Origin of the sequence: Trinickia acidisoli, from assembly GCF_017315725.1 — a bacterium.
Classification (GTDB): Bacteria; Pseudomonadota; Gammaproteobacteria; order Burkholderiales; family Burkholderiaceae; genus Trinickia; species Trinickia acidisoli.
The window spans coordinates 2,931,124-2,952,095 of record NZ_JAFLRG010000001.1 but is presented as its reverse complement, the minus strand read 5'-3'; the positions used below and the strand labels follow the sequence as shown (position 1 = coordinate 2,952,095).

The window sequence follows — 20,972 nt, the reverse complement described above, 5'->3', positions numbered from 1 at the left end:
GGCCGGCCGCCTTCCAAGCGCGCCGGCCGTTTTTTTATGAGAATGGTGCCCATCCCTGTGCGACTGCCCCGGAGGCGATGTGAAAGCGATCGAAATTACCGAGTTCGGCGGCCCTGAAGTGCTCGCCCTCGCCGAGCGGCCAGAACCCGTGCCCGGCAACGGCGAGGTGCTGATCAAAGTCTCGGCGTCGGGTGTGAACCGGCCCGATGTGTTTCAGCGCAAGGGCGCCTATGCGCCCCCGCCGGGCGCCTCCGATTTGCCGGGGCTCGAGATCGCGGGAGAAATCGTCGGCGGCAACCTAGACGAAAGGCACAACCCGTTCGGGCTCGCGATCGGCGATCGCGTTTGCGCGCTGCTGGCGGGCGGCGGCTATGCGCAATACGCGAACGTGCCGCTCGCGCAGTGCTTGCCGGTGCCGGCCGGGCTCAGCGACGTCGAAGCCGCGTCGCTGCCGGAAACGTTCTTCACCGTCTGGAGCAACGTGTTCGACCGCGCGCAACTCGGAGCGGGCGAAGGCGGAGCGAACGAGACGCTGCTCGTGCAGGGCGGCTCGAGCGGGATTGGCGTGGCGGCCATCCAAATCGCGTCCGCGCTCGGCTTTCGCGTGTTCGCGACGGCTGGAACCGCTGACAAGTGCAAGGCCTGCGAGGCGCTTGGGGCGGAGCGCGCGATCGACTACAAGTCGGAGGATTTCGTCGAAGTCGTGAAATCGTTGACGAACGACCGCGGCGTCGACGTGATCCTCGACATGGTGGCGGGCGGCTACGTGCCGCGCGAGCTGTCGGCGCTCGCCGACGGCGGCCGGCTCGTCATCATCGCGCTGCTCGGCGGCGCGAAAGCCGAGTTGAATCTCGGCGAAGTGCTGCGTCGCCGCCTGACGGTGACGGGCTCCACGCTGCGGCCCCGCCCGATCGACTTCAAGGCGAAGATCGCTGCGCAACTGAAAGCGCGCCTCTGGCCGCTGATCGAAGCGGGCCGCATCAAGCCCGTCGTCTATCGCGTGCTGCCCGCCCACGAGGCGAGCGCTGCGCATGCGCTGATGGAAAGCGGCGAGCATATCGGCAAAATCGTCTTGAGTTGGAATGTCTGATTAATTCCAAGAAACGCGCCGTTTGCGCGCGATGCATGACGCGGATCTGTTCTGGGCGATCCGCGGCGGCGGCAACTTCGGCGTCGTAACGATGCTCGAGTTCGCGTTGCATCGAGTGGGTCCCGAAATCTATGGCGGACTGATCGTGTTGCCGCTCGAACAAGCCGCGGATGCGTTGCGAAAATATCGAGCGGCGACCGGACGATGCCCGACGAGCTCGCAGTCTGGACCGTCATGCGGCTCGCGCCGCCGCTACCGTTCCTGCCGCCCGAAGTCCATGGCAAACCGGTTATCGTATTCGCGATCTGCTATGCGGGGCCGGTCGAGGCAGGCGCCCGCGCGGTGGAGGTCGTGCGCGGGTTTGGCGAGCCTTACGGAATACATCTCGGTTCGCTGCCTTATGTCGCTTGGCAAAAGGCATTCGATCCGCTGTTGGCTCCGGGATCGCGAAATTACTGGGAATCGCGCGATTTCGCCGAGTTGCCGGACGGATTGCTCGATGCGGTCATGGCTGCGATGGCGCGCCTGCCATCGCCTCAATGCGAGATTTTCTTCGGACAGATCGGCGGCGCGACATGCCGTGTGCCGCTCGATGCGACAGCCTACAGCAGCCGTGACGCGAACTACGTCATGAACGTGCATGCGAGGTGGGACGATCCGACCGAGGACGCCCGTTGCATCGAATGGGCGCGCGACTTCTTCGAAGCGGCAGCGCCGTTCGCGCTCGGCAGCGTCTAAGTCAACTTCCTAACTCAGGACGAAGGCGCACGCGTGGGCGCGGCCTATGGCTCGAACTACGAGCGCCTCGGCGCAGTCAAGGCGCGCTACGACCCGAGCAACGTGTTTCGTCACAACCAGAACATCAGGCCGTCGGCCGCGTAGTGCGAGGGGCGCGCGCGTGGCGGACAGCGAGAAGGAATTGATCGAGGCGGCCGTCCAGCACGCCGTCGCGGTCCATCATCATGTCGATTCACCTGAGCTGCGTTCGCAATTGACGTCGCTCTTTCGTGACGGTACGCCGCCGCTCGACGCGCCGCGCTCGAAGTGAGCGCACGCTTGGCGCATGCGTCCGACCCCGCGGGCGGTTTGACCGCGTCCCGCCAAGCGCAGTAAAATCGAGCGTTTTGCGTGCGCCTTAGCGTGTGCGCGTGGCACGAAACGCCATCGATGCGTCGGTATCATCGGCGCGGGGACATAACACACGGGCGAGACACATGTCGGAACAGCGGGTGAAGTGGGTGGTTGGCAATTGGAAGATGCACGGGCGGCTGGCGGAGAACGCCGCGCTCCTGCAAGCGGTTGCCGACGGTGCGGGCGCGCTCGTCGATGTGATTCGCATCGGCGTTTGCGTGCCGACGCCTTACCTCGCGCAAGTGCAGGCGCTGCTCGCCGATCGGCCGGTGGCGTGGGGCGTACAGGACGTTTCGACCTACACGCACGGCGCTTATACCGGCGAAGTTGCAGCCGGGATGGCTGCTGAATTCGGGGCGACACTCGCGCTCGTCGGCCATTCCGAGCGGCGTGCCTATCATGCCGAAAGCTCGGATCTGGTCGCGGCCAAGGCGCGGCGCGCGCTCGAGTCGGGCCTCACGCCGGTCGTCTGTATCGGTGAAACGCTGGCCGAGCGCGAGGCAGGAACGACCGAGGCGGTCGTGGGTGCGCAGCTCGATGCGGTTCTGAGCCTGCTGTCGGTAGAGGAAGCGGCGCGCATCGTCATCGCCTATGAGCCCGTCTGGGCCATCGGCACCGGCCGCAGCGCCACGGTCGAGCAGGCGCAGGAAGTTCATGCGTTCCTGCGGGCGCGTCTTGTGCAAAAAGAGGCGTCGCTTGCGCGCGTGGCCTTGTTGTATGGCGGCAGCGTGAAGCCCGAGAATGCGCAGGCGCTGTTCGGCCAGGCGGATATCGACGGCGGCCTGATCGGCGGCGCGTCGCTGAAGAGTCAAGATTTCCTAGCGATCTGCGCGGCGGCGAAAGCGGCGAGCCTAGCTCGCTAACCGTCGCGCGCAACGCGAAGCGGTGTCCGGCGCAAACCGAGCCGGATGCTCAAACCTCAAATTAGGTGAGTTAGATGCTGCTTTTTAAAACGTTGATCATCGTCGTGCAGTTGCTGTCGGCACTGGGCATCATCGGCCTTGTGCTGCTGCAGCATGGCAAGGGCGCCGACATGGGTGCGGCATTCGGTAGCGGGGCGTCCGGCAGCTTGTTCGGCGCGACTGGCTCGGCCAATTTCTTGTCCCGTACGACGGCCGTTCTCGCCACGATTTTCTTCGTGAGCACCCTCGCGCTCACCTACATCGGCTCGTACAAGTCCCGTCCGTCCGCGGGCGTGCTCGGTGAAATGATGGCTCCGGCCGCGTCGAGCGTGGTCGCTTCGGCGCCCGCCGCATCCGCGCCTGTCGCGGCACCGGCGCCGTCGAGCAGTGCCGTGCCGAAGTAACAAATTTCACATAAAGTGGCGTTTGTGCGTTGAACAATTCTAGGGAACACGTTAGAATTTAAGTCTTGAAGCGATTCGCGGGTTCCAACGAGTTGTGTCCCGGATTGCAGGCAGTGCCGACGTGGTGAAATTGGTAGACACGCTATCTTGAGGGGGTAGTGGCGAAAGCTGTGCGAGTTCGAGTCTCGCCGTCGGCACCAAAGTTATTCAATGCCAGCCGCGTGCTTCGCTACGGCTGGCATTGTCACTTCTGGGGTTTTGCTTACGTCTTCCATGCGGTGCATGACAAGACGAATAGAACGAAGTGATTTTCTGTAGGGGTGGGACCGATCCCTACGGTACTCAGAACCAACCGAAAGAGGATAGTCTTGAACCTCGCAGCCTACTTCCCCGTATTGCTCTTCCTTCTCGTGGGCGCCGGTTTAGGCATTGCACTTGTCAGTATTGGCAAGATCCTCGCCCCAAGCCGCCCCGACAATCAAAAGAACGCGCCGTACGAGTGCGGCTTCGAGGCATTCGAAGACGCGCGCATGAAGTTCGACGTGCGCTACTACCTCGTCGCCATCCTGTTCATCATTTTCGATCTCGAGACCGCGTTCCTGTTTCCGTGGGGTGTGGCCCTGCGCGACATCGGCTGGCTCGGCTTCATGGCGATGATGATTTTCCTGCTCGAACTGCTGCTCGGCTTCGCCTACATCTGGCGCAAGGGCGGGCTCGATTGGGAATGATGGGTTAATCGCCGGTTTCTTGCGGGCGACGCGAAGCTCGCCGTCCCGTCTGGAGTGCAAAGCAAATGAGTATCGAAGGGGTCTTGAAGGAAGGGTTTGTCACCACCACGGCCGACAAACTGATCAACTGGACGCGCACGGGTTCGCTTTGGCCGATGACGTTCGGCCTTGCCTGCTGCGCGGTCGAGATGATGCATGCGGGCGCGGCACGTTATGACCTCGACCGGTTCGGGGTTGTTTTCCGTCCGAGTCCGCGGCAGTCCGACGTCATGATCGTGGCCGGCACCCTATGCAACAAGATGGCGCCCGCGCTGCGCAAGGTCTACGACCAAATGGCCGAGCCGCGCTGGGTGATCTCCATGGGTTCGTGCGCGAACGGTGGCGGTTACTACCACTATTCGTACTCGGTCGTACGCGGCTGCGATCGCATCGTGCCGGTTGACGTCTATGTGCCCGGTTGCCCGCCGACGGCGGAAGCGCTGGTCTATGGCGTGATCCAGCTCCAGGCGAAGATCCGCCGCACCAACACCATCGCCCGTCAATAAGCGCAAGCTTCCCCACTCTATGGCAAGCAAACTCGAGACCCTCAAAGCGAACCTCGAAGCGGCCTTTAGCGGCCGCCTGACGAGCATCACCGAATCGGTCGGCGAGCTGACGATCGTCGTGAAAGCCGGTGACTATCTCGATGTCGCCAAACGCTTGCGCGACGACCGCACGCTCGGCTTCGAACAGTTGATCGACCTGTGCGGCGTCGACTACCAATCGTATGGCGACGGCGCCTACGACGGCCCTCGTTTCGCAGCCGTCTCGCACTTGCTGTCGGTGTCGAACAATTGGCGCGTGCGCCTGCGCGTGTTCGCACCCGACGACAGTATGCCGCTCGTCCCGTCCGTCGTTGACGTTTGGAATTCGGCCAACTGGTACGAGCGCGAAGCGTTCGATCTGTACGGCATCGTGTTCGACGGCCACCCCGATCTGCGCCGCATCCTGACCGACTACGGCTTCATCGGCCATCCGTTCCGCAAGGACTTCCCGGTGTCGGGTTATGTCGAAATGCGCTACGACCCGGAAGAAAAGCGCGTCGTCTACCAGCCGGTGACGATCGAGCCGCGCGAAATCACGCCGCGCGTGATTCGCGAGGATCGCTACGGCGGTCTGAAACACTAAGAGGGCGTCATGGCAGAGATCAAGAACTACACCCTCAATTTCGGCCCGCAGCACCCGGCAGCGCACGGCGTGCTGCGCCTCGTGCTCGAGCTCGACGGCGAAGTGATTCAGCGCGCCGATCCGCATATCGGCCTGCTGCATCGCGCGACCGAAAAGCTCGCCGAGAACAAGACCTACATCCAATCCGTGCCGTACATGGATCGTCTCGACTACGTGTCGATGATGGTCAACGAGCACGGGTACGTACTCGCGATCGAAAAGCTGCTCGGCATCGACGTGCCGATCCGCGCCAAGTACATCCGCGTGCTGTTCGACGAAATCACGCGTTGCTTGAACCACTTGATGTGGATCGGCGCGCATGCCCTCGACGTCGGCGCGATGGCCGTGTTCCTCTACGCGTTCCGCGAGCGCGAGGATTTGATGGACGTCTACGAGGCGGTGTCGGGTGCGCGCATGCACGCGGCCTACTATCGCCCGGGTGGCGTCTATCGCGATCTGCCTGACGCGATGCCGCAATACAAAGCGTCGAAAATTCGCAATGCGAAGGCGCTCGCGAGGATGAACGAAGTGCGGCAAGGTTCGCTGCTCGACTTCATCGACGATTTCTTCACGCGTTTCCCCGGTTGTGTCGACGAGTACGAAACGCTGCTCACCGACAACCGGATCTGGAAACAACGCCTGGTTGGGATTGGCGTCGTGAGCCCGGAGCGTGCGTTGCAGCTCGGCATGACGGGTGCGATGCTGCGCGGGTCGGGCGTGGAGTGGGATTTGCGCAAGAAGCAGCCGTACGAGGTGTACGATCGGCTCGATTTCGACATCCCCGTGGGCGTCAACGGCGATTGCTACGACCGTTACCTCGTGCGTGTCGAGGAAATGCGTCAAGCCACGCGCATTGCCAAGCAGTGCATCGAATGGCTGCGCAAGAATCCGGGGCCGGTGATGACCGACAACCATAAGGTCGCGCCGCCCTCGCGCGTGGGCATGAAGTCGAACATGGAAGAGCTGATTCACCACTTCAAGCTCTTCACGGAAGGGTTTCACGTGCCGGAAGGCGAAGCGTACGCTGCGGTCGAGCATCCGAAGGGTGAATTCGGCATCTATTTGGTGTCGGACGGCGCGAACAAGCCGTATCGCCTGAAGATCCGCGCACCTGGCTATGCGCATCTGTCCGCGCTCGACGAAATGGCGCGCGGTCACATGATCGCGGACGCCGTGACCATCATCGGTACGCAGGACATCGTGTTCGGCGAAGTCGACCGGTAAGCGCCGCACGGCGCGCCGGAAACGAGGGCGATTCGATTCGCCCCGTGGCGCGCCGGGTCTGCCGCAACGAACTTAGGCGGCAGGTTTTCGTTCGGTAGGAATTGAAAGAGTCGTGTCTGAAAATGATCTCAGCTGAAGGCCTGAAAGAAATCGATCGCGCGGTGGCGAAGTATCCCGCCGATCAAAAGCAGTCCGCCGTGATGTCGGCGTTGGCCGTCGCTCAGGAAGAGCACGGCTGGCTATCGCCCGAACTGATGCAGTTCGTTGCCAACTACCTCGGCATGCCGGCTGTCGCCGTGCAGGAAGTAGCGACGTTCTACACGATGTACGAGACGGCGCCTGTCGGCAAACACAAGATCACGCTCTGCACGAACTTGCCGTGCCAGCTCGGTCCGCATGGCGGCGCCGAGGCTACGGCCGATTATTTGAAACAGAAGCTCGGCATCGACTTCGGCGAAACGACGCCCGATGGCAAGTTCACGCTCAAGGAAGGCGAGTGCTTCGGCTCGTGCGGCGACGCACCGGTGCTGCTCGTGAACAACCATCGCATGTGCAGCTTCATGAGCCGCGAGAAGATCGACGCTTTGCTCGAGGAGCTTTCGAAATGACGTCTTTGCACGACCGTCACATCAAACCGCTGATTCTCGCGGGCCTCAATGGCGAGAACTGGCATCTCGCCGATTACGTCGCGCGCGGCGGCTACAAGCAGTTGCGCCGAATCCTCGAAGAGAAGATTCCTCCCGAGCAAGTCATCGCCGACGTCAAGGCCTCGGGCCTGCGCGGCCGCGGCGGCGCAGGCTTTCCGACGGGCTTGAAGTGGAGCTTCATGCCGCGCCAGTTTCCGGGGCAGAAGTATCTCGTTTGCAACTCGGACGAAGGCGAGCCCGGTACGTTCAAAGACCGCGACATCCTGCGCTGGAACCCGCACTCTTTGATCGAAGGGATGGCGATCGGCGCCTATGCGATGGGTATCACGGTCGGCTACAACTACATCCACGGCGAGATCTGGGAAGTCTATCAGCGCTTCGAAGAGGCGCTCGAAGAGGCGCGCCGCGCCGGCTTGCTTGGCGACAACATTCTCGGTTCGGGCTTCTCGTTCGAGCTCCACGCGCATCACGGCTACGGCGCCTATATTTGCGGCGAAGAAACCGCGCTGCTGGAGTCGCTCGAGGGCAAGAAGGGCCAGCCGCGCTTCAAGCCGCCTTTCCCGGCGAGCTTCGGTGTTTACGGCAAGCCCACGACGATCAACAACACGGAAACGTTCGCCGCGGTGCCGTTCCTGCTCGAGATCGGGCCGCAGCAGTATCTCGAACTCGGCAAGCCGAACAACGGCGGCACGAAGATTTTCTCGGTGTCGGGTGACGTCGAGCGTCCGGGCAACTACGAAGTTCCGCTCGGTACGCCGTTCTCGACGCTGATGGATCTGGCCGGCGGCATGCGCGGCGGCAAGAAGCTGAAAGCCGTGATTCCCGGTGGCTCGTCGGCGCCCGTCGTGCCCGGCGACCTCATGATGCAAACGGACATGGACTACGATTCGATCGCCAAGGCTGGATCGATGCTTGGTTCGGGCGCCGTGATCGTCATGGACGAAACGCGCTGCATGGTGCGCTCGCTGCTGCGTCTGTCGTACTTCTATTTCGAAGAGTCGTGCGGCCAGTGCACGCCGTGCCGCGAAGGCACGGGCTGGCTCTACCGCGTCGTGAACCGGATCGAGCATGGCGAGGGGCGCAAGGAAGATCTCGACCTGCTCAACTCGGTGGCCGACAACATCATGGGCCGCACGATTTGCGCGCTCGGCGATGCGGCGGCGATGCCGGTGCGCGGCATGCTCAAGCATTACTGGGACGAATTCGAATATCACGTGGAGCACAAGCGTTGCCTCGTTGGCGGCCACGCGAATGCACCAAGCGCTGCGGACACGGTGCTCGCGTAACAACGCGCCGCGCGAATCCATCGCCTCATTCCGACTGCCTACCGAACGACCTTCGGCGGGCGGTACAGCGAGCAAAGATTGAGCGGTAATAGGTTAAGGACCATTCACCATCATGGTTGAACTTGAAATAGACGGGAAGAAGGTCGAGGTGCCCGAAGGCAGCATGGTGATCCAGGCTGCGCATAAGGTCGACACGTACATTCCTCACTTCTGCTATCACAAGAAGCTTTCGATCGCGGCCAACTGCCGCATGTGTCTCGTCGAAGTCGAGAAGATGCCGAAGGCCGTGCCCGCTTGTGCGACGCCCGTGTCGCCCGGCATGGTCGTGCGCACGACGTCCGACAAGGCCGTCAAGGCGCAGCAATCAGTGATGGAATTCCTGCTGATCAACCACCCGCTCGATTGCCCGATCTGCGATCAAGGCGGCGAATGCCAGTTGCAGGACTTGGCCGTCGGCTACGGCAAGTCGGGCTCGCGCTACAACGAAGAGAAGCGGGTCGTCTTCCATAAGAACGTGGGTCCGCTGATCTCGATGGAAGAGATGACACGGTGCATTCACTGCACGCGCTGCGTTCGCTTCGGTCAGGAAATCGCCGGCGTCATGGAACTCGGCATGCTCGGCCGTGGCGAACATTCGGAGATCACGACGTTCGTCGGCAAGACGGTCGACTCCGAGCTCTCGGGCAACATGATCGACCTGTGTCCGGTCGGCGCGCTCACGAGCAAGCCGTTCCGCTACAGCGCCCGTACGTGGGAGCTCTCGCGCCGCAAGTCGGTCAGCCCGCATGATTCGGTCGGCGCCAACCTCGTCGTGCAGAGCAAGAACAATCGCGTCATGCGCGTGCTGCCGCTCGAGAACGAAGCGATCAACGAGTGCTGGATCTCCGATAAGGACCGCTTCTCGTACGAAGGCTTGAACAGCGAAGAGCGTTTGACGCAGCCGATGATCAAGCAGGGCGGCCAGTGGATCGAAACCGACTGGCAAACGGCGCTGGAATATGTCGCGAAGAGCGTGAAGGGCGTAACCGCCGATCACGGTGCGAACGCGCTCGCGTTGCTCGGTAGCGCTCACAGCACGGTCGAAGAACTGTTTCTGCTCAAGCAGCTTGCACAAGCGCTCGGTACGCCGAACGTCGACTTCCGTCTGCGCCAATCGGATTTCGCCTCGAACATCGAAGGCGCGCCGTGGCTCGGCATGCCGCTCGCCGATCTCTCGACGCTCGATGCGGCGTTCGTGATCGGCTCGTTCCTGCGCCGCGACCATCCGCTGCCGGCCTCGCGTCTGCGCCAGGCCGCCCGCGGCGGCGCGAAGCTGCATCTGCTGCATGCCACCGGCGACAATTCGCTGATCCCGACCGCGAAGGCGATCGTGGCCGCGCCGTCGGCTTGGGTCGACACGCTGGCCGGTGTCGCCGCCGCCGTCGCGCAAGCGCGCGGCGTCGCGCTGCCCGAAGGGGCGGTCGGTGTCGAAGCGACGGCCGCCGCGCAAGAAGTGGCCGCCGCGCTCGCGAACGGCGAGCGCCGTGCGGTGCTGATCGGCAACAGCGCCGTTCAGCATCCCGAGTTCTCGCGCATCCACGCGCTGGCGCAATGGATTGCAGAGCAAACGGGCGCGACGCTCGGCTTCCTCACGGAAGCGGCGAACACGGTCGGCGCACACCTCGTCGGCGCGTTGCCCGGCGCGCAAGGCCTCGATGCTCGCGCCGCGTTCGAGCAGCCGCGCAAGGGCTACGTGCTGCTGAACCTCGAACCCGAATTCGATACGGTCAATCCTGCGCAGGCGCGCGCCGCGCTGGGTCAGGCCGAAACGGTCGTCGTACTCTCGCCGTTCAAGACGGGCACCGACTACGCCGACGTGCTGCTGCCGATCGCGCCGTTCACGGAAACGGCCGGCGCGTTCGTCAACGCCGAAGGTACGCTGCAAGCGTTCGGCGGCGTCGTGCGTCCGCTCGGCGAAACGCGTCCGGGCTGGAAGGTGCTGCGCGTGCTCGGCAACGTGCTCGGCTTGCCGGGCTTCGAATACGACACGGTCGAAGACGTGCGTGCCGCGGCGCTGCCCAGCGGTGTGGACGCTTCGCGCTTGAACAACCGCACGAATACGGCAGTGGCGCGCAGCGCGCAAGCCAAGGCGAACGGCACGCTCGAGCGCATCGCCGACGTGGCGATCTACCACGCCGACGCGCTCGTGCGTCGCGCACCCTCGCTGCATCTGACGGCGGCAAGCCGCGCCGCGAACGCGATCGGTCTGCCGGCCGCGCTGTTCGACAAGCTCGGCTTGAAGGAAGGCGACGCGGTGCGTGTGCGCCAGGGCGATCGGGAGGTCAAGGCCGCGGCGACGCTCGATGCGCTGCTCGCGGACACGGCCGTGCGCGTATCGGCGGGCACGCAGCTTGGCGCGGCGCTCGGCGGCTTGTTCGGTGAACTCGTGGTGGAGAAGGCGTAAATGAGCTTGTTCGATACGATCAACGCAGGCGGCACCCAGGCGCTTGGCGCGGCGTGGCCCACGGTGTGGGCGCTCGTGCGCATCGTCGTCGTCTCCGTCGCGATTCTGCTGTGCGTGGCGTACCTGATTCTCTGGGAACGCAAGCTCATCGGCTGGATGCACGTGCGTCTCGGCCCGAACCGCGTCGGCCCCGCCGGCCTGCTGCAGCCGATTGCCGACGTGCTCAAGCTGCTGCTCAAGGAAGTGATTCAGCCGACGGCCGCCAATCGCTGGTTCTATTTGATCGCGCCGATCATGACGGTGGTGCCGGCGTTTGCCGTTTGGGCCGTCATTCCGTTCCAAGCGAAAGCGGTGCTCGGCGACATCAACGCCGGCCTGTTGTACGTCATCGCGATTTCGTCGATCGGCGTGTATGGGGTGATTCTCGCCGGCTGGGCCTCGAACTCGAAGTACGCTTTCCTCGGCGCGATGCGCGCCGCGGCGCAGATGGTTTCGTACGAAGTGTCGATGGGTTTTGCGCTCGTCGTCGTGCTGATGACCTCGGGCAGCTTGAACCTGTCGGACATCGTCGTCTCGCAAGAGCGCGGCTGGTTCGCCACGCACGGCATCACGTTCCTGTCGTGGAACTGGCTCCCGCTCTTGCCCGTGTTCGTCGTCTACTTCATCTCGGGCATCGCCGAAACGAACCGCCACCCGTTCGACGTGGTGGAAGGGGAGTCGGAAATCGTGGCGGGCCACATGATCGATTACTCGGGGATGGCGTTCGCGCTGTTCTTCCTCGCCGAGTACATCAACATGATCGTGATCTCGGCATTGGCCGCGACGCTGTTCCTCGGTGGTTGGAGCGCGCCGTTCGGATTCCTGTCGTTCATCCCGGGCATCTTCTGGCTCGTGCTGAAGGTGTTCCTGCTGTTGTCGGTGTTCATCTGGGCCCGCGCGACGTTCCCGCGCTATCGCTATGACCAGATCATGCGTCTGGGCTGGAAGATTTTCCTGCCCGTGTGCATTCTCTGGGTGGTCGTGGTCGGCTTCTGGATCATGTCGCCGCTGAACATCTGGAAATAAAGGGCGAGCGAAATGAACGCTATTCAAAATTTCTTCAAGACGTTTTTCCTGACCGAGCTGCTCAAGGGGCTCGCGCTGACGGGTCGCTATACGTTCAAGCGCAAGTTCACGGTGCAGTTCCCCGAGGAAAAGACGCCGTTGTCGCCGCGCTTTCGCGGCTTGCACGCCCTGCGCCGCTATGAAAACGGCGAAGAGCGCTGCATCGCCTGCAAGCTCTGCGAAGCGGTGTGCCCGGCACTTGCCATCACGATCGAGTCGGAAGTGCGCGCGGACAACACGCGCCGCACGACGCGCTACGACATCGATTTGACCAAGTGCATCTTCTGCGGCTTCTGCGAGGAAAGTTGCCCCGTCGATTCGATCGTCGAGACGAGCATCCTCGAGTACCACGGCGAAAAGCGCGGCGACTTGTACTTCACGAAGGACATGCTGCTTGCGGTGGGCGATCGCTATGAGGCCGAGATTGCGGCATCGAAAGCGGCCGACGCGCCGTATCGTTGAAAAGCATTGACGCATTTGCTCGACGCGTAGTTGGGTGACGCGGCGGTATCCGCCGCCGCGGCTAGGCGCGGCGTGCTGCCAGTGTCCCCCACGCCCGATTGATGAGCTAACGATGAACCGGTAATCATGGAATTCACGACCGTACTGTTTTACATCTTCGCGCTGCTCCTGACGGTGTCGGGCCTGAAGGTGGTCACGTCGCGCAACCCGGTCGGGTCGGCGCTCTTTCTCGTGCTCGCGTTCTTCAACGCGGCGGCCATCTGGATGCTGCTCGGGGCCGAATTCCTCGCGATCCTGCTCGTGCTGCTCTACGTCGGCGCGGTGATGGTGCTGTTCCTGTTCGTCGTGATGATGCTCGACATCAATCTCGACGAGCTGCGGCGCGACTTCAAGCGCTTCGTACCGACGGCCACCATCGTCGGCGCGATCATCATCGTCGAGACGGCGCTGATCCTCTGGCACGGCTACGGCGGCACGACGACGCCGGTGCGCGACGCGACGCTCGCCGGTGCCAGCGCCATGCCGAACACCTACCTGATCGGCAAGGTGATCTACACCGATTACGTCTTCGCCTTCGAAGTGGCGGGTCTCGTGCTGCTCGTCGCGATCATCGCGGCGATCGCGCTGACGGCGCGCAAGGGCAAGGACAGCAAGCGCCAGCGCGTGTCCGAACAAGTGAAGGTGCGCGCGAAGGATCGCGTGCGCATCGTGAAGATGCCGTCCGAGACGTCGACGCTGCCGGCGACGGCCGAAGGCGCGGCAGGTGAGCCGAGTGCCAATGTCGGCGCCGGCACGGTCGGCAGCAATCGTTGAGCGTCGAGGAGATAAACATGTTGACCCTGGCTCATTACCTCGTGCTCGGCGCGATCCTGTTTGCGATCGGCGTCGTCGGCATTTTCCTGAATCGTCGTAACGTCATCATCATCCTGATGGCGATCGAACTGATCCTGCTCGCGGTGAACACGAATTTCGTCGCGTTCTCGCATTACCTCGGCGACGTGCACGGGCAGATCTTCGTGTTCTTCGTGCTGACGGTTGCGGCGGCGGAAGCGGCGATCGGCCTCGCGATTCTCGTGACTCTGTTCCGTACCCTCGACACGATCAACGTCGAGGATCTCGATCAGCTCAAAGGTTAAATTCAGGCACTGCGGTTATGTCCATGACACTCAATGAAAACCTGCTGCTGGCGGTTCCGCTCGCACCGCTCGCCGGCTCGCTGATTGCAGGTCTTGGCGGGAAGGTGGTCGGGCGCAAGGGTAGCCACCGGGTCACGATTCTCGGCGTGCTGATCTCCTTCATCCTCTCGGCGATCGTGTTCGTCGACGTCATGAACGGCGCGAGCTACAACGCGACGGTCTACGACTGGATGCAGGTGGGCTCGCTGAAGCTCGAAGTCGGCTTCCTCGTCGATTCGCTCACGGCGATGATGATGTGCGTCGTCACCTTCGTATCGCTGATGGTGCACATCTACACGATCGGCTACATGGCGGAGGACGACGGCTACGAGCGCTTCTTCTCGTACATCTCGCTGTTCACGTTCTCGATGCTGATGCTCGTCATGAGCAACAACTTCTTGCAGCTCTTCTTCGGCTGGGAAGCGGTGGGCCTCGTGTCGTACCTGCTGATCGGGTTCTACTTCACGCGTGAGAGCGCCATCTACGCGAACATGAAGGCGTTCCTCGTGAATCGCGTCGGCGACTTCGGCTTCCTGCTCGGCATCGGCCTCATCCTCGCGTACGCAGGCTCGATGAACTACGGCGAAGTGTTCGCCAAGCGTGAAGCGCTCGTTGCGCTGACGCTCCCGGGCACGCATTGGGGCCTCCTGACCGTCGCTTGCATCTGCTTGTTCATCGGCGCGATGGGTAAGTCGGCGCAGTTTCCGCTGCACGTGTGGCTGCCCGACTCGATGGAAGGCCCGACGCCGATCTCGGCGCTGATCCATGCGGCGACGATGGTGACGGCCGGCATCTTCATGGTGACGCGGATGTCGCCGCTGTTCGAACTGTCCGATGCGGCGCTCTCGTTCATCATGGTGATCGGCGCGATCACGACGTTGTTCATGGGCTTGCTCGGGATCGTCCAAAACGACATCAAGCGCGTCGTCGCCTACTCGACGCTGTCGCAGCTCGGCTATATGACGGTCGCACTGGGTGCCTCGGCCTACTCGGTGTCGGTGTTCCACCTGATGACGCATGCGTTCTTCAAGGCGCTGTTGTTCCTCGGCGCCGGTTCGGTCATCATCGGCATGCATCACGATCAGGACATGCGCAACATGGGCGGTTTGGCCAAGTACATGCCGATCACCTGGTTCACGTCCCTGATGGGTACGCTCGCGCTGTGCGGCACGCCGTTCTTCGCGGGTTTCTACTCTAAGGATTCGATCATCGACGCCGTGGGCCTCTCGCATCTGCCGGGCTCGGGCTTCGCATACTTCTCGGTCGTGGCGAGCGTATTCGTGACCGCGCTGTATTCGTTCCGTATGTACTTCATGGTGTTCCACGGCGAAGAGCGCTTCCGCCATCCGAAGGATTACGGTAACGGTCACGGCGCCGAATCGGCGGCGCATGGCAGCCACGGCGACGATCATGGGCACGGTCACGACGATCACGCCCATGCGCACGAGCCGCACGAAACGCCTTGGGTCGTGTGGGTGCCGCTGGTTCTGCTGGCGATTCCGTCGGTCATCATCGGTGCGATCGCGATCGGCCCGATGATCTACGGCGATTTCTTCACGCACGGCGTGGCGTTCAGCAAGGTCATCTTCATCGGCGAGAACCACACGGCGCTCGAAGAGATGAGCAAGGAATTCCACGGCTGGCTGCCGATGGCGCTGCACTCGGTGTCGTCGCTGCCGCTGTGGCTCGCGCTGGCCGGCTTCGTGACGGCGTGGTTCCTGTACTTGAAGCGGCCCGATCTGCCGCCGGTGATTCGTCGCGCGTTCGGCCCGATCTACACGCTGCTCGACAACAAGTACTACATGGACAAGATCAACGAAGTCGTCTTCGCCCGCGGTGCGGTGGCCATCGGCCGCGGCCTCTGGAAGGAAGGCGACGTCGTGGTCATCGACGGTGTCGTCAACGGCAGCGCACGCTTCATCGGCTGGTTCGCGAGCGTGATCCGCTTCCTGCAATCCGGTTACATCTACCACTACGCGTTCGCCATGATCATCGGCATGCTGGGGCTCCTTACCCTGTTTGTAACGCTCGGCGGCAAATAAGGCGGGGGACACTTAATGCACTCTTTTCCGATTCTTAGTACCGCGATTTGGCTGCCGATCGTTTTCGGTCTCGCCGTTCTCGCCATCGGTTCCGACAAGAACCCCGCTCCCGCGCGCTGGCTGGCGCTGATCGGCTCGATTCTCGGCTTGCTCGTCACGCTGCCGCTCATCAGCGGCTTCGACTCGACGAGCGGCGCGCTGCAGTTCGTCGAGCAGGCGAACTGGATCGAACGCTTCCACATCACGTATCACCTCGGGGTCGACGGGATCTCGATGTGGTTCGTCGTGCTGACTGCCCTTATCACCGTGATCGTCGTGATCGCCGGCTGGGAAGTCATCACCGAGCACGTGTCGCAATACATGGCCTCGTTCCTGATCCTCTCGGGGATCATGATCGGCGTGTTTTCCGCCGCGGACGGCCTGCTGTTCTACGTGTTCTTCGAAGCGACGCTGATCCCGATGTATCTGATCATCGGCGTGTGGGGTGGCCCGAACCGGATCTACGCCGCGTTCAAGTTTTTCCTCTATACGCTGGCCGGTTCGCTGCTGATGCTGGTCGCGTTGATCTACCTGTACGTCCAGACCGGCACGTTCGATCTGGCGACCTGGCAGAACGCCCAGATCGCGATGACGCCGCAGATACTGCTGTTCATCGCGTTCTTCCTCGCCTTCGCGGTGAAGGTGCCGATGTGGCCGGTGCACACGTGGTTGCCTGACGCTCACGTGGAAGCGCCGACGGGCGGCTCGGTCGTGCTGGCCGCGATCATGCTGAAGCTCGGTGCGTACGGTTTCCTGCGCTTCTCGCTGCCGATCGCGCCCGACGCGAGCCACGCACTGGCACCCGTCGTCATTACGCTGTCGCTGATCGCCGTCATCTACATCGGCTTGGTGGCGATGGTGCAGGCGGACATGAAGAAGCTCGTCGCGTATTCGTCGATCGCGCACATGGGCTTCGTCACGCTCGGCTTCTTCATCTTCAATCAGCTCGGCGTCGAAGGCGGGATCGTGCAGATGATTTCGCATGGCTTCGTCTCGGGCGCAATGTTCCTTTGCATCGGGGTGCTCTACGACCGGATGCACTCGCGCCAGATCGCCGATTACGGCGGCGTCGTCAACGTGATGCCGAAGTTCGCGGCGCTCGTGATGCTGTTCTCGATGGCGAACTGCGGCCTGCCCGGTACCTCGGGTTTCGTCGGCGAGTTCATGGTGATCCTCGCATCGGTCCAGTTCAATTTCTGGATCGCGTTCGGTGCGGCGTTCACGCTGATTCTCGGCGCTGCCTACACGCTGTGGATGTACAAGCGGGTGTATTTCGGCGCGGTGACGAACGATCACGTGAAGGCGCTGAAAGACATCAACTGCCGCGAATATCTGATTCTCGGCGTGCTGGCCGCGCTGACGTTGTTCATGGGGCTGTATCCGAAGCCCTTCACCGATGTGATGCACGTCTCCGTGGAAAACCTCCTCTCCCACGTCGCGCAGTCGAAGCTGCCGGTGTCACAGTAACGCCGAGCGGAGGAACGAAAAGATCATGCAAAACGCCCCTATGTCTCTCTTGCTGCCCGATGGGCTGCTGATGGTAGCCACCGTGCTTGCGTGGCTGAACGAAACGTTCGTCGGCGATTCCGGCCGGCGCGTGACCTACTTGATCGCCGTGTTGGCGTCGCTCGTGTCGGGCATCTGGTTCGTCGCGCTCGTGTTCGATCCGCAGCCGCATTACTTCTTCTCGCACATGTACGTCGTCGATGGCTTCGCGAGTGCGATGAAAGCCGTGGTGTCGATCGGCTACGCGGTGACGATGATCTATTCGCGCAAGTACCTCGAAGACCGCAATCTGTTCCGCGGGGATTTCTTCCTGCTCGGCATGTTCGCGCTGCTCGGCCAGCTCGTCATGATCTCGGGCGCGAACTTCCTCACGCTGTATCTGGGCCTCGAGCTGATGTCGTTGTCGCTCTACGCGGCGATCGCGCTGCGCCGTGACGCGTCGCAGTCGAACGAAGCGGCGATGAAGTACTACGTCCTCGGCGCGTTGGCCTCTGGCTTCCTGCTCTACGGTATGTCGATGCTTTACGGCGCGACGGGCTCGCTCGATCTGAACGAAGTGCTGAAGGCGGTCGCATCAGGCCACATCAACAACGCGGTGCTGCTGTTCGGCGTGATCTTCATCGTGGCCGGTATCGCGTTCAAGATGGGGGCGGTCCCGTTCCACATGTGGGTGCCCGACGTCTATCACGGCGCACCGACGGCCATGACGTTGCTCGTCGGCGGCGGCCCGAAGGTCGCGGCGTTCGCATGGGGGCTGCGTCTGCTCGTCATGGGTGTGCTGCCGCTCGCCGGCGATTGGCAGCAGATGCTGGTGATCCTCGCGGCACTGTCGCTGATCGTGGGCAACATCACCGGTATCGTGCAGCGCAACGTCAAGCGGATGCTCGCGTACTCGGCGATTTCGAACATGGGCTTCGTGCTGCTCGGATTGCTCTCGGGCGTCGTGGACGGCAAGGCTGAAGGCATGGCCGGCGCCTATAGCTCGGCGATGTTCTACAGCATCATTTATCTGCTGACGACGCTCGGCTCGTTCGGCATCATCATGCTGCTCGCGCGTCGCGATTTCGAGGCCGAGACGCTGGACGATTTCAAGGGCTTGAACAAGCGCAGCCCGGTGTTCGCGTTCGTGATGATGGCGATGATGTTCTCGCTCGCCGGCATTCCGCCGACGGTCGGCTTCTACGCGAAGCTTGCCGTGCTCGAGGCGACAGTGAACGCCGGCCTGACCTGGCTCGCCGTGCTGGCCGTGATCACGTCGCTGTTCGGCGCGTTCTACTACCTGCGCATCGTCAAGCTCATGTACTTCGACGCGCCGCAGGATACCTCGCCGATCGTGAGCGATGCGTCGAGCCGCTGGCTGCTCGTGCTGAACGGCGTCGCGGTGGTCGCGCTCGGCATCGTGCCGGGTCCGCTGATGACGCTCTGCTTGAACGCCGTCACGCACACGCTGCCCGTGGTCCTTTAATAATGTCCGCAGCAGGTTGGTTCATCGTTCTGTTGGCGCTCGTCGGCGCCAACGTACCGTTTCTCAACCAACGGTTGTTCGCCGTGGTGCCGTTGCCCATGGCGAAAAAGAGCGTGTGGATTCGGATTGCCGAGTTGATCGTGTTGTATTTCGTGGTCGGCATGATCGGCTTTTACCTCGAGGCACGCGCCGGCAACCGGTTCGAACAAGGCTGGCAATTCTACGCGATCACGTTCTGCCTGTTCATCGTGTTCGCGTTTCCGACCTTTACGTTTCAATATCTCGTCAAACGTCGCTGACGGCCGGTCGGCCGTCGCGGCGCCTCCTTCGGAGAGTGCAGATGGCCCAACCGTCCGATCCCAAGCACCCGCATCACCACGCGTCGCTCACCGAGACGCGCCTTCACGGCGAATCCGTCTACGACGGCGGGTTTCTCAAAGTCAAACGCGACACGGTTCGTCTGCCGGACGGCAAGTCCACGACGCGAGAATACGTCGTGCATCCCGGCGCCGTCATGGTCATTCCGCTGCTCGACGATGGGCGCGTGCTGCTCGAGCGGCAGTATCGCTACCCGATCGGCAAGGTGATGACCGAGTTTCCGGCCGGCAAGCTCGATCCGAACGAGGGCGCGCTTGCGTGTGCCGAGCGCGAGCTGCGCGAAGAGACGGGATACGTCGCGCGCGAATACGCGTTTCTCACGCGCATCCATCCGATCATTTCGTATTCGACCGAATTCATCGACATCTTCCTCGCGCGCGGCTTGACCGAAGGCGAGCGTAAGCTCGACGACGGCGAGTTCCTCGAAACGTTCGTTGCCGATGCGGCGCAGGTCGGCGAATGGATTCGCACGGGTGAGATCACGGACGTGAAAACGATCATCGGCCACTTTTGGCTCGAAAAAGTGCTGTCGGGCGAGTGGCGGCCCGATCGCACGGAGCCGCCGTTTCCCGTCCTGCCGGGTTCGGCGGCGTAGGCAACGAAGGCGTAGAATGCGCGCTGGGGCGAACGATCGTTCAGTCCAATTGCGCTACACTTGGGCGCACATCCGCTTCCGTTCAGCATGAAGGTTCTCGATCTGCAGTGTCCGCATGGTCATCGATTCGAAGGGTGGTTTGGCTCGAACGATGATTTCGAATCTCAGTTGTCGCGCAAATTGATCGAATGTCCGGTCTGCGCGGCTACCGAGGTCAGTCGTATGCCGTCTGCGCCGCGCCTGAATTTGTCGGGTGCGACGAAGGCTCGGCAGGACAGCGCGCAGCCGCGCGACGCGCAAGGCGCCGGGCCGGCCGAGTACAGTGCCGAGGTGCGCGGCACCGGCGTGTCGGAACGTGCGCGCGAGTTCGAGGCGATGGCGCTGCGCATGCTGCGCGAAGTCGTGAACAAGGCCGAGAACGTCGGCGATCGTTTCGCCGAGGAAGCGCGCCGCATCCACTACAACGAAGCACCCGCGCGCAGTATCCGCGGCGTGACGACGCCGGACGATGCGCGTGCCCTGGTCGATGAGGGCATCGAGGTCATGGCGCTGCCCAGCGCTTGCGTACCGAAAGAGTCGCTGCAATAACGGACGGCGGCTCGCCGTATCGCAGGCATGCCGGGCGCGTCGGCACACCGGTCCGATACAGGAGGAAAGCGCAGCATGGGGATGAGTTACGAAGATTGGGAGGTCGGCTCGCGCAACGAAGTCGGCACCCACACATTCACCGTCGAGGAAATCGTCGAGTTCGCTGGGCACTTCGATCCGCAGCCGTTCCATATCGACGGTGCGGCCGCGCAAGCTTCGCCGTTCGGCGGCCTCATCGCGAGCGGTTGGCACACGTGCTCGGTGATGATGGGGATGCTCGTGCGCAACGTCCTGAACGGGTCGACGTCGCTGGGTTCGCCCGGCGTCGAGGAAATTCGCTGGCTCAGGCCCGTGCGCCCCGGTGACCGCCTGCACATGTTCAACTCCGTGCTGGCCAAGCGCGTGTCGGGTAGCCGCCCTGATCGCGGCATCGTCACGACGCTGTGGGAGGGCGTCAACCAAGCGGGCGAAACCGTCATCACGGTGCGCTCGAACGTGTTGTTCGGGCTGCGGCACCCGCCGGCGCCCGCCGGAGCGCAAGCTTGACAACCGGCGCA

The 20,972-nt window shown here is 62.7% G+C and carries 21 protein-coding genes, 1 tRNA gene and 2 pseudogenes; all 24 read left to right on the top strand.

The window, feature by feature from the left end; all coding sequences use genetic code 11:
• Positions 1-79 precede the first annotated feature (79 nt).
• The 24 genes and pseudogenes from J3485_RS13440 (at position 80) to J3485_RS13325 (ending at position 20,961) form a co-directional block, all read left to right on the top strand.
• Positions 80-1,090 carry an NAD(P)H-quinone oxidoreductase gene (locus tag J3485_RS13440; RefSeq protein WP_206953068.1) on the top strand — a complete coding sequence of 337 codons (1,011 nt, stop codon included), beginning with the start codon at positions 80-82 and terminating at the stop codon, positions 1,088-1,090.
• Between the two features lie 37 nt (positions 1,091-1,127).
• Positions 1,128-1,972: pseudogene (locus tag J3485_RS13435) on the top strand (FAD-binding oxidoreductase); the annotation flags it as partial.
• A 19-nt stretch (positions 1,973-1,991) separates the two neighbouring features.
• Positions 1,992-2,138 (top strand): annotated as a pseudogene (locus J3485_RS28930) (DUF1059 domain-containing protein); the annotation flags it as partial.
• 166 nt (positions 2,139-2,304) lie between these two features.
• A complete protein-coding gene (gene tpiA / locus J3485_RS13425; RefSeq protein WP_206953064.1) occupies positions 2,305-3,084 on the top strand; it encodes a triose-phosphate isomerase in 780 nt (259 codons plus the stop codon).
• A 74-nt stretch (positions 3,085-3,158) separates the two neighbouring features.
• Positions 3,159-3,527, top strand: coding sequence for a preprotein translocase subunit SecG (secG, locus tag J3485_RS13420; protein ID WP_206953062.1), 369 nt, complete (start codon positions 3,159-3,161; stop codon positions 3,525-3,527).
• A gap of 115 nt (positions 3,528-3,642) precedes the next feature.
• Positions 3,643-3,727 (top strand) — tRNA-Leu (locus J3485_RS13415).
• A 168-nt stretch (positions 3,728-3,895) separates the two neighbouring features.
• Positions 3,896-4,255, top strand: a complete 360-nt coding sequence (locus J3485_RS13410) for an NADH-quinone oxidoreductase subunit A (protein WP_206953060.1) — start codon at positions 3,896-3,898, stop codon at positions 4,253-4,255.
• A 65-nt stretch (positions 4,256-4,320) separates the two neighbouring features.
• Positions 4,321-4,800, top strand: coding sequence for a NuoB/complex I 20 kDa subunit family protein (locus J3485_RS13405; RefSeq protein WP_006052903.1), 480 nt, complete (start codon positions 4,321-4,323; stop codon positions 4,798-4,800).
• Between the two features lie 19 nt (positions 4,801-4,819).
• On the top strand, positions 4,820-5,422 hold the full coding sequence (locus tag J3485_RS13400) for an NADH-quinone oxidoreductase subunit C (RefSeq protein ID WP_206953058.1): 603 nt from the start codon (positions 4,820-4,822) through the stop codon (positions 5,420-5,422).
• A gap of 9 nt (positions 5,423-5,431) precedes the next feature.
• Positions 5,432-6,685, top strand: coding sequence for an NADH-quinone oxidoreductase subunit D (locus J3485_RS13395; protein ID WP_206953056.1), 1,254 nt, complete (start codon positions 5,432-5,434; stop codon positions 6,683-6,685).
• A gap of 122 nt (positions 6,686-6,807) precedes the next feature.
• On the top strand, positions 6,808-7,293 hold the full coding sequence (nuoE, locus tag J3485_RS13390; protein WP_206953054.1) for an NADH-quinone oxidoreductase subunit NuoE: 486 nt from the start codon (positions 6,808-6,810) through the stop codon (positions 7,291-7,293).
• Positions 7,290-8,618, top strand: a complete 1,329-nt coding sequence (gene nuoF / locus J3485_RS13385; protein ID WP_206953052.1) for an NADH-quinone oxidoreductase subunit NuoF — start codon at positions 7,290-7,292, stop codon at positions 8,616-8,618. Before nuoE ends, nuoF begins: the two co-directional genes overlap by 4 nt.
• A gap of 112 nt (positions 8,619-8,730) precedes the next feature.
• The gene (nuoG, locus tag J3485_RS13380) at positions 8,731-11,061 is read left to right on the top strand and encodes an NADH-quinone oxidoreductase subunit NuoG (protein ID WP_206953050.1); all 2,331 of its coding nucleotides are present in this window, start codon (positions 8,731-8,733) and stop codon (positions 11,059-11,061) included.
• Positions 11,062-12,126, top strand: a complete 1,065-nt coding sequence (gene nuoH / locus J3485_RS13375; protein ID WP_206953048.1) for an NADH-quinone oxidoreductase subunit NuoH — start codon at positions 11,062-11,064, stop codon at positions 12,124-12,126.
• Positions 12,127-12,138: 12 nt separating this feature from the next.
• Positions 12,139-12,627 (top strand): NADH-quinone oxidoreductase subunit NuoI, encoded by a 489-nt coding sequence (gene nuoI / locus J3485_RS13370; protein ID WP_206953046.1) that lies wholly within the window; start codon positions 12,139-12,141, stop codon positions 12,625-12,627.
• A 126-nt stretch (positions 12,628-12,753) separates the two neighbouring features.
• Complete coding sequence (locus tag J3485_RS13365; RefSeq protein WP_206953044.1) at positions 12,754-13,440, top strand: NADH-quinone oxidoreductase subunit J; 687 nt, start codon at positions 12,754-12,756, stop codon at positions 13,438-13,440.
• 17 nt (positions 13,441-13,457) lie between these two features.
• The gene (nuoK, locus tag J3485_RS13360; protein WP_102646422.1) at positions 13,458-13,763 is read left to right on the top strand and encodes an NADH-quinone oxidoreductase subunit NuoK; all 306 of its coding nucleotides are present in this window, start codon (positions 13,458-13,460) and stop codon (positions 13,761-13,763) included.
• Positions 13,764-13,780: 17 nt separating this feature from the next.
• Positions 13,781-15,844: an NADH-quinone oxidoreductase subunit L gene (nuoL, locus tag J3485_RS13355; RefSeq protein ID WP_206953042.1), complete on the top strand. Its 2,064-nt coding sequence runs from the start codon at positions 13,781-13,783 to the stop codon at positions 15,842-15,844.
• A 15-nt stretch (positions 15,845-15,859) separates the two neighbouring features.
• On the top strand, positions 15,860-17,350 hold the full coding sequence (locus J3485_RS13350) for an NADH-quinone oxidoreductase subunit M (protein WP_206953040.1): 1,491 nt from the start codon (positions 15,860-15,862) through the stop codon (positions 17,348-17,350).
• 25 nt (positions 17,351-17,375) lie between these two features.
• A complete protein-coding gene (gene nuoN / locus J3485_RS13345; RefSeq protein WP_206953038.1) occupies positions 17,376-18,854 on the top strand; it encodes an NADH-quinone oxidoreductase subunit NuoN in 1,479 nt (492 codons plus the stop codon).
• Positions 18,855-18,856: 2 nt separating this feature from the next.
• On the top strand, positions 18,857-19,153 hold the full coding sequence (locus tag J3485_RS13340) for a DUF2818 family protein (RefSeq protein ID WP_206953037.1): 297 nt from the start codon (positions 18,857-18,859) through the stop codon (positions 19,151-19,153).
• A gap of 41 nt (positions 19,154-19,194) precedes the next feature.
• Positions 19,195-19,827 (top strand): NUDIX domain-containing protein, encoded by a 633-nt coding sequence (locus J3485_RS13335; RefSeq protein WP_206953036.1) that lies wholly within the window; start codon positions 19,195-19,197, stop codon positions 19,825-19,827.
• Positions 19,828-19,914: 87 nt separating this feature from the next.
• Positions 19,915-20,415: a DUF1178 family protein gene (locus J3485_RS13330; protein WP_206953035.1), complete on the top strand. Its 501-nt coding sequence runs from the start codon at positions 19,915-19,917 to the stop codon at positions 20,413-20,415.
• A 75-nt stretch (positions 20,416-20,490) separates the two neighbouring features.
• Positions 20,491-20,961 carry a MaoC family dehydratase gene (locus J3485_RS13325; protein ID WP_206953034.1) on the top strand — a complete coding sequence of 157 codons (471 nt, stop codon included), beginning with the start codon at positions 20,491-20,493 and terminating at the stop codon, positions 20,959-20,961.
• Positions 20,962-20,972: the final 11 nt, after the last annotated feature.